This window comes from Streptosporangium sp. NPDC006013, assembly GCF_040614275.1.
In the GTDB taxonomy this organism is placed as follows: domain Bacteria; phylum Actinomycetota; class Actinomycetes; order Streptosporangiales; family Streptosporangiaceae; genus Streptosporangium.
Genome location: NZ_JBEXUE010000329.1, coordinates 1 through 11,375, shown reverse-complemented (window position 1 = coordinate 11,375; position 11,375 = coordinate 1). Strand labels below are relative to the sequence as shown.

Sequence of the window (11,375 nt, the reverse complement as noted above, 5' to 3'; positions counted from 1 at the left end):
CCGCCCAGACCGGTGGCAAGCAGATCTCACTCGCCGACCTGATCGTGCTCGCCGGCGGTGCGGCCGTCGAGCGGGCCGCCAAGCTTCGGCCCCTCACTCCTAGGCCCGGTTCTAAGGGGGCCGGGGCGCAGTAATGCGTCCCGGCTACCCGCCGATCTCCAGGCCTTCAGGGCACCGATCAGTTCGCCGGGAGCAGGGTGATCCAGGCGCTGCGGTCCAGGTACAGGCTGAACGGTGCCACCAGCCCCTCGCCCACGGTCTCGGCCGGCTACCGGTCGTCACCCACTTCGCCGCACCGCTGTAGGTTCCGGATAGACCTGTCGGTGCCCGAGTGTGTTGTCGTGCAGAAGGCGATCAGAACACCATCGTGAGCAGGTCGGCGAACAGCTCCTGTTCGTCGATCTCGAGCCCGCGGTTCGTGAACCACGTGGCCATGTTGTGGCAGTCGCGCATCAGGAAGTCCATGCCCTTCGGGTTGCCGACGATGTCGACGACCTGGGGCAGGTCGATCATCACGATCCGCTCGGCCTGCGCGAGGACGTTGTACGGCGAAAGGTCGCCGTGCGCGAGCCCCGCGCGGGCCAGTTCACACATGCCGTTGCGGAGCTGCTCGAAGTACACACCGAGCAGCTCCTTCGACGGCCGGACCTGGGCGAGCCGGGGCGCGGCACCGCCCTCGCCGTCGTCGATGAACTCCATCAGCAGCTCGGTGCCGTCCACCTGCACGGGATACGGCACCGGGACGCCGGCCTTCCACAACCGGTTGAGGGCGTCCCATTCGGCGTATGCCCACTGACCGGCCGCGACACTGCGGCCGTGCGAGGTCTTCTTCGCCATCGCCCGGCTGTCGCGGCTGTTGCGGGTACGGCGGCCTTCGACGTACGACGTACTGCGGTGGAAGGACCGGTGCTCCTCGGTGCGGTACCGTTTCGCGGCCAGCAGCGAGGACTTCGCCGGGTTGTCGCCGATGGCTTCGACGGCCCGTTCGAGCAGGAAGACGTCGGCTTCCTTGCCGGTTTTGAGGACGCCGAGCTCGGTGTCGATCGCGGCCTGTTCCGTCACAACCCACGAGGGACGTGGTTCCGGGCCGCGAGAACCGCGCTCGACCTCCAGCCAGGTGGACCACCGCTGATCCGGGCCCAGCTCCTCGTCGACCGAATGGAACTTGAAGACGAAGGCTGCGGCCGGATCTGGCTGGGACTCGTCACCGGTGAATTCGGGCCGGCGGGAGTCGAGGTCGGAGTAGGTATCAGGGAGTTCGTACTCGGAAGACAACGGGTGTGCTCCTGAACAAAGAGGTGGGACTGATGCGGACATGCCGCAGCGCAGTGATGGCCATCCGTCAGCCCTCCTTAGTCCAGGCAGCGCTCTCCGCCGCTCGATCGACCCAGCATGCCCCGCCCGTTTCGGACCCCGCAACGTATTTACCGGAGCTGGGACCGTGCGGTCGGGCTCAGCCGGAGCTCCTGCATCGGCTTCGCGGATCGGCAGACCCAGCTCCGACAGCACCGGCTCCCGCCAGACCCGCGACGCGGCGAGCTGCTGGCGGTGTTCGTACGCCGCCGCGCCAGGGACGGCTCTCCACTCCCGAACGTGTCCCCAGCCGCCAGGTAGGTCTGACGGCGCCATTGGGTTCGCGGCTATGCCAAGGCGGGCACCACCACCTAACGCTGATGCTCCAGGATGTCGTCGCTGATCCGGAGTGGGCCAAGCTGCTCAAGCCCGCCGACTGCCGCGGGCTGACGCCGCTGTTCTGGCAGCATGTCCAGCCCTACGGTGAGGTACGGCTGGACGTCGCCAAGCGGCTGGCGCTGGGCGGAGGGGGAGCGCGGCCTGGCGGACCGGAGTAGTTCACGATCGTGTCGCTATCCGATGCGCGCGGCCCCGGAAGGCCGTTGAGCAGTAGCGATGGCGGCCGCCGATGAGTCGATCACCATCGAGAGCGGCCGCCACGAGGTGATCTTCGCCGACGGCAGCAGCGTCACCACGAGTCTGTTGGTCGGTGCGGACGGCGCCTGGTCGCGGGTCCGCCCGCTGCTGTCGGAGGCGGTGCCCGAGTACGCCGGGACGTCATTCGTCGAGACCTACCTGTTCGACGCCGACACGCGGCACCCAGCCGTCGCGAAGGCGGTCGGCGGCGGTTCGATGTTCGCCCCCGCAGCGGGGAAGGCGATCACCGCTCACCGCGAACGCGGCGGCACCCTGCACACCTATGTGGAGCTCACCAGGCCGCAGGATTGGTTCGACGGCATCGATTTCTCCGATCCGCCCGCGGCCGCCACTCGCGTCGCGGCGGAGTTCGACGGCTGGGCGCCCGAGCTCACCGCGCTGATCAGCGACACCGACACCCCGCCGATCCTGCGCCCGCACTACGCCCTGCCCGGCGGGCACCGGTGGGACCGGACGCCCGGGGTGACCCTGGTCGGCGACGCCGCCCACCTGCTGGCCCCCAACGGCGAAGGAGCCAACCTGGCCATATACGACGGCGCCGAACTCGGTAAGGCCCTCGCCGCCCACACCGGCGACGTCGAGGCCGGCCTGGCCGAATATGAGCAGGCCATGTTCACCCGCATGAGCCAGGCTGAAGACGAGACGGCCATGCACCTTAAGGAGATGTTCGGCGACACAACTTACGAAAGCCTCCTCGCTCTGATCCCCGAGAACCAGCAGGACCACTGAGCCGGCCGGCGCAGTGCCGGCTCGGTGCCCGTTTCAGTAACGGGTGCCCTTCGGGAACGGGTACCTCCTTCCGCTGCCGGGCCGAGCTCGGCACGGCATCCCGCGCGACAAGGTGTTCTCCAAGAAGATCAGCGCTCGGGTGCACGTACGGCCCCAGTTCGAGGCTGTGTGCTCGCTCGGCAGATCAAGGTCCAGGCCCCCGCGCTGCCGCGTCATCTTCACTGTGTACGAGAGGAAGCAGCTCGTCGAGATCGGACAGATCGCCGTAGGCCGACTCCTGCTCGGCGCGCGAATGCGGAGTCAGCGCGCACACGCGGGCCAGCTCGGTAGGGCGCTCGCGCAGAACCCATGCCGGTCGCGAGGTCGTGCTCATCCGCCGCTGACCGCGATCCGGCCCTCGGTGAGGGGCGAAAGACCCTGTCCTCCCGCGGCGGGATCAGGACCTGTGGCCCTGGGGCCGGGCCTTCCGGCGAGGTCTGATGGGAAAGGAAGGGAGAACAGCCATGTCTGCTCTGATCGTCGCCGGAACCGACGGCTCCACCGGCGCGACCGCATCCGTCGGATGGGCCGCCGACGACGCCGCTCGTACGGGCCTGCCGCCGCGCATCGTCACCGCCGTACACCGCTGGCCGAACGACATCTCCCACCACGCGCACTGCGCCGTGGCGGTCGTCCGCTCATAGGAACGCTCAAAGGAACCGCGAGAATGGAGGAAGAAGATGCCGATCAAAGTGAGTGACGTGATGGGCCGCACCGCCATCGCCGTGCGGCAGGACGCGGGCTTCGCCGACATCGTGAACGTGATGCGGCGCTTCGCCGTGGGCGCGGTGACGGTCATCGACCTGGACCGCCGTCCGATCGGGGTGGTGTCCCAGGACGACCTGCTGCTCAAGGAGAGCGACACGATGCGCCACAGTATCTCGATCTTCGAGAGCACCGCCCGCCGCCGCGAGCACGAGAAGGCCGCGGCGGTCGTGGCGAAGGACCTGATGACCTCGCCCGCGATCACCGTCACCCCGGGCATGCCCGCCCGGGACGCGGCGCGGCTCATGCACGACAAGAAGATCGAACAGCTCCCGGTGATCGACCCGGTGACCGGCCGCATCGCCGGCATCCTGCACCGGTCGGACCTGCTGCGTGTCTTCGACCGCCCCGAGGCCGAACTGCGGGCCGAGGCCGAAACCGTCGTCCGCGACCTGACCGGAACCGACGTGGCGATCAGCGTCGAGAACGGCGTGGTGACACTCGAAGGCAAGGTCGAACACCGCTCACAGGTCGTCCGGCTCATTCAGGCGATCCGCCGGCTCGAAGGCGTCATCGACGTCACCTCGCGGCTCGAGCACGAAAGCGACGACCTGCCCGTCATCCCGCCGCTGCTATAGACCGCCGCACTGTTCCACATCGAGCCCGTGCCGCTCTCAACCAAGGAACACTCATGACACGTTCGCACAAGCGCTGGCGTGACCTCTCCGACCGGCAACGGGCGGCGATTTTGACGCTGGTCTCCATAGAGCTGTCGCTCACTGCCACGGCGGCCACAGACCTGTGGTGCAGGCCCGCTGGACAGATCCGCGGACGTAAGACGCTGTGGTGGCCGTTGCTACTCGTCCAGCCCTTCGGCCCGATCGCCTACCTCACGCTGGGCCGCATCCCCTCACCCCACTAGTGCGACGTTCCTTACCGGAAGTGCAGATCCACCACGGTCCTGGCATGAGGAACGGAGCGCCAGTGAGATCGACGTCTCGTCGACATTTTATTATAAATCTACACTGTAAAGGCGTTCAGTAAGTTTAAAACCAATTAAGACATAACGGACTAAAGGCAACCAGCAAGAACAGGCATTCGGGGGGATTGGGCCGGATTTTGGCGCTGCTGCATTCGGTGCCTAGGTGCAGGTTTAGGGGGTTGACGAGCATTGGCGTAGATGGCCGTTCCGATGGTCTCTACCTGTGCAACCATGCCGGCCGACGCTCAAGGCCCGCATGCCCGGCTCGGTGTGGGCAGACACGCGGCAGGCGGCGGTCGTGGCTGGCGAGCAGGCCAGGTGACCACCTCGTCCGGGAGATGGGTAGTCGCCTGTACGCCGGTCGCATGCGCGAAGGCGTCCAGCCCATCCTCGTCGGGGAATACCCTGGCAGCGGCAAGCCCTGGACTCCACCCGTGACCAGGTACGGGCCGCCGCTGCGCCTTTTCGGTGGGCATTTAGGCATGGCTTGTGCGTCTATTTCGCTCTTGATGCCCTCTCGGATGGTCGACTACGAGCCTGCCCTGGCCCGTCCTGTTCTTCCCGCCCCTCTCGGTGCGCCGACATCGGAGACTCGGCCGTTGATGGGAGGGCCGCGGCAATGAAGTCGAGGACGCGCTGGAGCCCGTGCCGGAACTGGTCGTCGCGGCTCAGGTGCGGCTGGCGCGCCTCCATCACGATCTTGGTGAAGATCGGGTACTCCCCGCTCTTCACCAGCCGGTCGACGTACGGGTAGCTCCGTGCCATCCACTCCGACTCGCTGAGCCCGCTGCGGCGGAATTCCTCGGCCGAGCTGATCTCCTCGCGGACGGTGCCCTCGATGTAGCTGTTCAGCATGGCCATGAGGCCGAGGTTCTCGTCGATGGAGACGAAGGCGTCGAGCACTCCCATCAGCCGTTCGATCAAGAGCAGCTGGTTGGGGCCGAAACTGGGGAGTGACCGCTGCACGGTGGCGATCCACGGGTGCCTCAGCCACATGGCCCGCAGCCCGTCGGCGTAGTGGGTCAGGTCGGCGCGCCAGTCGCCCGAGGGCATGCCCGTGACGTCGATCTCGCCCATCAGCCGGTCGGCCATGAGCTCGACCAGGTTGTCGCGGCTCGGGACGTACCGGTAGAGGGACATCGCGCCGGCGCCGATCTCGGCGGCGATCCGCCGCATGGTGGCGACCTCCAGTCCCTCGGCGTCGGCGATCCGGATCGCCGCCTCGGTGATCTGCGCGCGGCTGTAGGCCGGCTTCGGCCCGCGGGCGGGGCGCTCGGGCCGCATCCAGATGTTCACGTACTCGGCGTCGGTCACCGGCTCCACTCCCTAGTTGCGTACATAGTACCCAGTGGCTTAACTTGGCCGCCATACCGCGTACAACGTACCCAGTGGAGGGGTCATGCCTGATCCGATCGTGGTCGCCGAGGGGCTGCACAAGTCCTTCGGCGACACCCATGCACTACGGGGCCTGGACCTGAGCGTCCCGAAAGGAACGGTCTGCGGGGTGCTGGGGCCGAACGGCGCGGGGAAGACGACCGCGGTGCGCATCCTGGCGACCTTGTCCGTTCCCGATGCCGGGCACGCCCGCATCGCCGGGTACGACGTCGTCCGCGAGGCCGGCAAAGTGCGCGAGCGGATCGGGCTCGCGGGCCAGTACGCCGCCGTGGACGAGAAGCTCACCGGCCGCGCCAACCTGCGCATGTTCGGCCGGCTCTACCACCTGCCGCGGCGTCAGGCGCACCGGCGGGCCGATGAGCTGCTGGAGCGCTTCGGTCTGATGGACGCCGCCGACCGGCGGGTCGCCGGCTACTCCGGCGGCATGCGGCGCCGCCTCGACCTGATCACCTGCCTCATCCTGCGCCCCCAGGTGCTCTTCCTGGACGAGCCCACCACCGGCCTGGACCCGCGCAGCCGCGGCGAGATCTGGGACAGCGTCCGCGAGCTGGTGGCCGACGGCACCACGGTGCTGCTCACCACCCAATATCTGGATGAGGCCGACCGGCTGGCCGACGGCATCGCCGTCATCGACCACGGGCAGGTGATCGCCACCGGCACGCCCGACGAGCTGAAGGCCACGATCGGAGACCGCCTCGATGTCACCCTCGAAGACCCCGCCGCGCTGCCTGCGGCGATGACCGTCCTGAACACCCTCGCCGGCACCGATCCCACGCCGACGGGCGCCGACGGGCTCAGCGTCGTCCTGTCCGGCGGCGGCCTCCGGCTCGCCGACATCGTGCGCGAGCTCGACCACGCCGGAGTCGCCGCCGCCGACGTGAGCCTGCGCCGCCCCACCCTCGACGAGGTGTTCCTGCGCCTCACCGACCGTAAGGAGTCCATACGATGATCGCCTCCACCTCACCGCTGGCCCACCGCCTGCGCTGGACGTTCGCCGACGGGCTGACCCTGGTCGGCCGCGAGCTGGCCCGGCTGCGGCAAGAGCCCGGGCAGATCGTCGCCGCGCTGGTCTTCCCGGTCATCATGGTGGTGCTGTTCGGGTACGTCTTCGGCAGCGCCATCCAGGTGCCGGGAGGCGGCGACTACCGCGAGTACCTCATGCCCGGCCTGTTCGCGATGGTGACCTTCACCGCCGTGCAGGGGGTCATGGGGCGGATGGCCGCCGACGCCTCCCACGGCGTGATGGACCGCTTCCGCTCCATGCCGATGGCGCGGCTGGCGGTGCCGTTCGGGCACAGCGGCGCCGACTCCCTGGTCGGCGTGCCGCTGCTGGCCGCCATGGTGGCCACAGGCCTGCTGGTGGGCTGGCGGCCGCACCACGGCCTGCTCCCCACCGCCGAGGCGTTCGCGCTGATCATGCTGCTGCGCTACGCGCTGAGCTGGGTGGGTGTCTACCTGGGCCTGGCGGTGAAGGACGAGCAGGTCGCCGACGCGATGGTGCCGCTGTTCCTGCCGATCACGATGCTGTCCAACGCGTTCGTCCCGACCGACGGCATGCCCGCCTGGCTGCGGTTCATCGCCGACTGGAACCCGATCAGCGCGCTCACCGCCGCCACCCGGCAGCTGTTCGGCAACCCGGGCGCCCCGTCCGGAGACGTGGCCTGGCCGCTCGCGCACCCGGGCGCCACCGTCCTGCTCTGGTCGGCCGCACTGCTGGTCGTGTTCGTCCCGCTGTCGCTGCGCGCCCACACGCGCACAGGACGCTGATCGTCCAGGGACCGAAGACCGTCTTGTTCTCCTCCAATGGTTCTCCTTTGAAAGGCATGCACATGACGCACAACACCCACGAGAAGGTGCAGCAGATCCTGAACTGGGCCGTGGCCGAGGACGGCGTCCCCGGCATCGTCGCCGAAGTTCACGACGCCGACGGAACATGGTTCGGCGCCGCAGGAGTGGCCGACCTCGCCGGCGGGCATCGGCGCCAGCCCGGGGAGCACCTGCACATCGGCAGCTCCGGTAAGGCCTTCACCGCCGCCACCGTGCTGGCCCTGGCAGCCGAAGGCAGGCTGAGCCTCGAGGACCCGGTGAACACATGGCTGCCCGGCGTCATGGAGACGGGCGGCTACGACGGCGACAAGATCACCATCCGGCATCTGCTCAACCACACCAGCGGCCTGTTCCTCACCGGCCTCGCACCCGAACTACAGAACAGCATCGTCACCCAGCCGGCCCGCATCTGGACCACCTCCGAGCTGATCAAACTCGCGGTGTCCCAGCCGCCGGTCAGCGAGCCGGGCGAGCAGTTCATCTACTCCAACGGCGGCTACTACCTGGCCGGCGCGATCATCGAGAAGGTCACCGGCAACACCTACGCCACCGAAGTCGAACGCACGGTCATCCGCCCGCTCGACCTGACCCACACCTACGTACGGCCCGCCGACGCCACCGGCTATCCCTACCCGCATCCCACAAGCTACGTTGCCGGCGCCCTCAAGGACGGCGTCGACCCGGCGACGCTCACCGCGGAGAACTGGGCGTCGATGATCGACCATGACAAGCCGCCCGTCGACGTCACCGCGCTCAACACCTCATGGGGCTGGGCGGCCGGCGGCATCGTCTCCACCACCGAAGACCTGACCCACTTTCTCAAGGCGATCGCGACCGGCGGCCTACTGCCACCGGCTCAGCACCACGAGATGTGGACCACGGTCGCCAACGACAGCGTCGTCTGGTTGCCGCACGCCCGCTATGGCCTCGGCGTGATCGAGTTCGACAACGCGGGGATGGACGGCCTGACCGTGCGTGGCGTCAGCGGCACTCTCCCGGGATCCTTCACCCTCGCGCTGAGCACCGACGACGGCCAGCGATGCGTCGCCATCCACACCAACATCGAGCCGAAGACCTTGGACATCCCCATCAAGATCATCAAGGCGATGTACGGCGTCGCCCTCGGCTGACCGGCCGGAGCAGTCCCGCCCCATGCCGCGTTGCGCGGACCCGGTTGACTCGTGACACCCCGGCGCCTGCCATCGTGACGCTCAGAGGATGGCGGTTCGCGAGTCGAGAAGGATGTCGACTCGCGAACCATCCTCTCAGATTGGAGGTGACCAGCAGATCCAGCACATCCAGGGCGTCATCGACCGAGGAGGTCTCCAGGTGCCGCACGGCGGCCAGCAACGTGGCCGCCTGCCGATCGCTCTCCAGATCCCGCAGCGCCGGCGCCTTGTTGGTGTGGGCAAACATGCGCCCTATACCGGGGCCATCGGTGCGTGCATCAAAGGGCAGCGCGGGTCCGGGCGAGTCGTCCGAGTGGGGGAGTAGGGCCTGGAGAGGGCGGTTGCGCCCGCCATGAGGGGCGGCACACCGCGGCGGACTACGCGCTTAGTGAATGAGGTCCGGGCTCGCATCGCCGGCGGCGCGCCTCCCGACACCCGGCACGTATGAGCGCCACATCCTACGACGGTGCCACGGGGGAGTGGCGGGGCAAGCTGCGCGACCGCATGCTGTTCGCGTTGCCGGCCGAAAGCGGGATGAGACCCGGTGAGGCGCTCGGCATGCGGATCAACGACTTCGTCATGGGCTGCGGCGGTACCCCGTACATCGACGTCGTTCCACGCCTGGACAACCTCTCAAGGCGCGTCGCGTCCAGGTCGGCGCCGACCTGGAACAGCTGTTCGCCGAGCCGGCCCATCCATGTCGATGCACTACGTGGTACGTGGCCCTTCGTGGCCAGCCGCTTCAAGGCCGACGGCAGCCTGGTCACCTTTACCCGCGAAGAGCATAACGGTATGCAGTTGTTCGACTGCGCCGACCCGTTTCCTGCCCAACGGCTTTTGCCTGCTGCCGCCGTTGTAGAAGTGCGACAACGGCAATGCCTGCCTGACCTGCGGTGTCTTCGTCACCGACGCACCGGTGCTCTCAGCGTGGTGACCCGGTGCAAGTCCGAGGCAAAGGTGAAGGCGGCCATCAAGCGTCTGGTCAGGAAGGGCGTGCCTGTGACGTTTTGGGCTGTTTCTGTACGGGCACCAGGTCCTGCGGCGGCGTATCGAGCAGCTTCGCCAGCGGTCCATGTCGCCGCGGGAGGTCGTTGTCGACGAGGCCGATAAGGGGCATTGCGGACGATGTGCTTCTCGCTTTGACTGCGGAGATCACTCGGCTCAAGAGCGCTCAGCGGCAGGAGGTCGGGCTGCGCCGGGAGTTGATGTATCGCGGCCGGAGCGGGCCGCCGCCGGTTGAATAGGCGTTGAAATGATCATGTCTTATACCAAACAGAATCAAGCTTCTGTATGGTTAGAGATGTTTTGTGCTGGTAGGACCTGTCTGGTGTGCCGTGCGGGTCTTTGCCCGCCGAGTGCTCCCCGCCGCGGGAAAGCGGAGAACGGTGCGGCTTCCTCCCGGGTGCGCCATGGCGCACGGAGTCCCTTTCCGTGCATGATCACCCCCTCTTGATCGTTTCGTCAAACAAGATCCACAAGCCGCCGGACCGTCAAAAATGATCAAGAGGTGGCGAGGTTCCGCCGATGCGTGCAGCGCGGGACCGTCCCGTCTCGGGTGACCTGCTCGGTGTCTCGCTTGATCTGCTTGGTCGAACGGTTTGTCTCATTTGACCTGCTCCATCAGGCGTCTTTCTTCGACTGTTTGATGGCGGCGGCTGTTATCGCCCTTGAAATCGGCGCACAGGCGGTCCCTCTCCTGCCGTCAGGGCGAATATTCGCTTTGACGGATAAGTTGGACAGGTTGGCGTGATCCAGCGTGTTCACCTGCTGGCGCCGCATGGCTTTGAACACCTAGGAAAGTCCGCCCTCACTCCCCTGCTGGGCTCCGCTCGGGTCGGTGTCACCAGCCGCAAGGTAGCTCTGTGTAACGGTGGTGACGGTGTGCGATTCACAGAAATGGTCAGTTGTGCGAGGTCGGCCCCACGCTGGTCCGGCGAGGCGTTTCCCCGGGTCGCCGTTCGGACCACGCGATGCGCGCCTTCTGACGTTCGGTCGGCAATCTCGGTGGCCAACTCGGCCAGGGGTTCGCCGTCGATGGTGGCGGCCAGGATCTCGGCAGGTGAGCGATGACGTCGCCGTCGTGCCAGATCAGCAGGGGGCCGCCGGCCGGGGCGTGTGCCGGGTGTGTCGATCTGGGCGGCCAGCGTCACGGCCAGGTCCAGCCGCTCGTCGCGGATCATCTGGCCCGTGTGGCAGATCCTTTCCCATCAGGGGTGTGTTTGTCGGCGGTGCTGCGTACCGTGAGGGGGTTCCCTCGCGCCAGGCTCCGCTCCCCCACGCCCGGAGGTCGCACGATGGTCACTCCCTCGTCTCCGCTTTCACCTCGTCCTGCTCGACCGACCGGTGCCGGCGCCTCGGCTCACGCGCAGTACCGCGCGGCCTGGGCCGAGGGACGCACGCGGCGCCTGATCCAACAGGCTGCGCTTGCTGCGGCGGTCTTCGCCGTGGTGACGTGGCTGTGGGGCTGGTGGGCGGGCCTGGTCGCCTGTGGCCCGGCCCGGTCACCGGAAAGCTGAGCGACGTCGCGGGGCTGCTCGTCGCGCCGCCCGTGCTCGCCCTCGCCTTCCTTCCCGCCCTCG

At 67.7% G+C, this 11,375-nt stretch carries 12 protein-coding genes; 9 read left to right on the top strand and 3 right to left on the bottom strand.

Going from position 1 to position 11,375, the window contains the following annotated elements; translation table 11 throughout:
- Window positions 1-354: 354 nt before the first annotated feature.
- Entirely contained in the window at window positions 355-1,275 is a 921-nt protein-coding gene (locus ABZ260_RS35805) for an RIO1 family regulatory kinase/ATPase (protein ID WP_355626484.1), read from the bottom strand.
- Between the two features lie 398 nt (window positions 1,276-1,673).
- On the opposite strand from ABZ260_RS35805, the gene ABZ260_RS35800 reads away from it, so the two are divergent.
- The 5 genes from ABZ260_RS35800 (at window position 1,674) to ABZ260_RS35780 (ending at window position 4,345) form a co-directional block, all read left to right on the top strand.
- Entirely contained in the window at window positions 1,674-1,850 is a 177-nt protein-coding gene (locus ABZ260_RS35800; RefSeq protein WP_355626482.1) for a hypothetical protein, read from the top strand.
- A 58-nt stretch (window positions 1,851-1,908) separates the two neighbouring features.
- On the top strand, window positions 1,909-2,679 hold the full coding sequence (locus ABZ260_RS35795; protein WP_355626480.1) for an FAD-dependent monooxygenase: 771 nt from the start codon (window positions 1,909-1,911) through the stop codon (window positions 2,677-2,679).
- Window positions 2,680-3,182: 503 nt separating this feature from the next.
- Entirely contained in the window at window positions 3,183-3,362 is a 180-nt protein-coding gene (locus tag ABZ260_RS35790; RefSeq protein WP_355626478.1) for a hypothetical protein, read from the top strand.
- A 36-nt stretch (window positions 3,363-3,398) separates the two neighbouring features.
- On the top strand, window positions 3,399-4,061 hold the full coding sequence (locus tag ABZ260_RS35785) for a CBS domain-containing protein (protein WP_355626477.1): 663 nt from the start codon (window positions 3,399-3,401) through the stop codon (window positions 4,059-4,061).
- Window positions 4,062-4,114: 53 nt separating this feature from the next.
- On the top strand, window positions 4,115-4,345 hold the full coding sequence (locus tag ABZ260_RS35780; RefSeq protein WP_355626475.1) for a hypothetical protein: 231 nt from the start codon (window positions 4,115-4,117) through the stop codon (window positions 4,343-4,345).
- Window positions 4,346-4,900: 555 nt separating this feature from the next.
- Here the strand turns inward: ABZ260_RS35780 and ABZ260_RS35775 are convergent.
- Window positions 4,901-5,719 carry a TetR/AcrR family transcriptional regulator gene (locus ABZ260_RS35775; RefSeq protein ID WP_355626474.1) on the bottom strand — a complete coding sequence of 273 codons (819 nt, stop codon included), beginning with the start codon at window positions 5,717-5,719 and terminating at the stop codon, window positions 4,901-4,903.
- An 85-nt stretch (window positions 5,720-5,804) separates the two neighbouring features.
- On the opposite strand from ABZ260_RS35775, the gene ABZ260_RS35770 reads away from it, so the two are divergent.
- The 4 genes from ABZ260_RS35770 to ABZ260_RS35755 all read left to right on the top strand — a co-directional run bounded on the left by ABZ260_RS35770 (window position 5,805) and on the right by ABZ260_RS35755 (window position 9,906).
- On the top strand, window positions 5,805-6,749 hold the full coding sequence (locus ABZ260_RS35770; protein WP_355626472.1) for an ATP-binding cassette domain-containing protein: 945 nt from the start codon (window positions 5,805-5,807) through the stop codon (window positions 6,747-6,749).
- On the top strand, window positions 6,746-7,567 hold the full coding sequence (locus tag ABZ260_RS35765) for an ABC transporter permease (protein WP_355626470.1): 822 nt from the start codon (window positions 6,746-6,748) through the stop codon (window positions 7,565-7,567). The genes ABZ260_RS35770 and ABZ260_RS35765 overlap by 4 nt, the downstream gene beginning before the upstream one ends.
- A 62-nt stretch (window positions 7,568-7,629) precedes the next feature.
- A complete protein-coding gene (locus tag ABZ260_RS35760) occupies window positions 7,630-8,757 on the top strand; it encodes a serine hydrolase domain-containing protein (protein WP_355626468.1) in 1,128 nt (375 codons plus the stop codon).
- Window positions 8,758-9,240: 483 nt separating this feature from the next.
- Window positions 9,241-9,906, top strand: coding sequence for a hypothetical protein (locus tag ABZ260_RS35755; protein WP_355626466.1), 666 nt, complete (start codon window positions 9,241-9,243; stop codon window positions 9,904-9,906).
- 510 nt (window positions 9,907-10,416) lie between these two features.
- On the opposite strand, the gene ABZ260_RS35750 is transcribed toward ABZ260_RS35755, so the two are convergent.
- Window positions 10,417-10,587, bottom strand: coding sequence for a hypothetical protein (locus ABZ260_RS35750; protein ID WP_355626465.1), 171 nt, complete (start codon window positions 10,585-10,587; stop codon window positions 10,417-10,419).
- Between the last annotated feature and the right edge of the window lie 788 nt (window positions 10,588-11,375).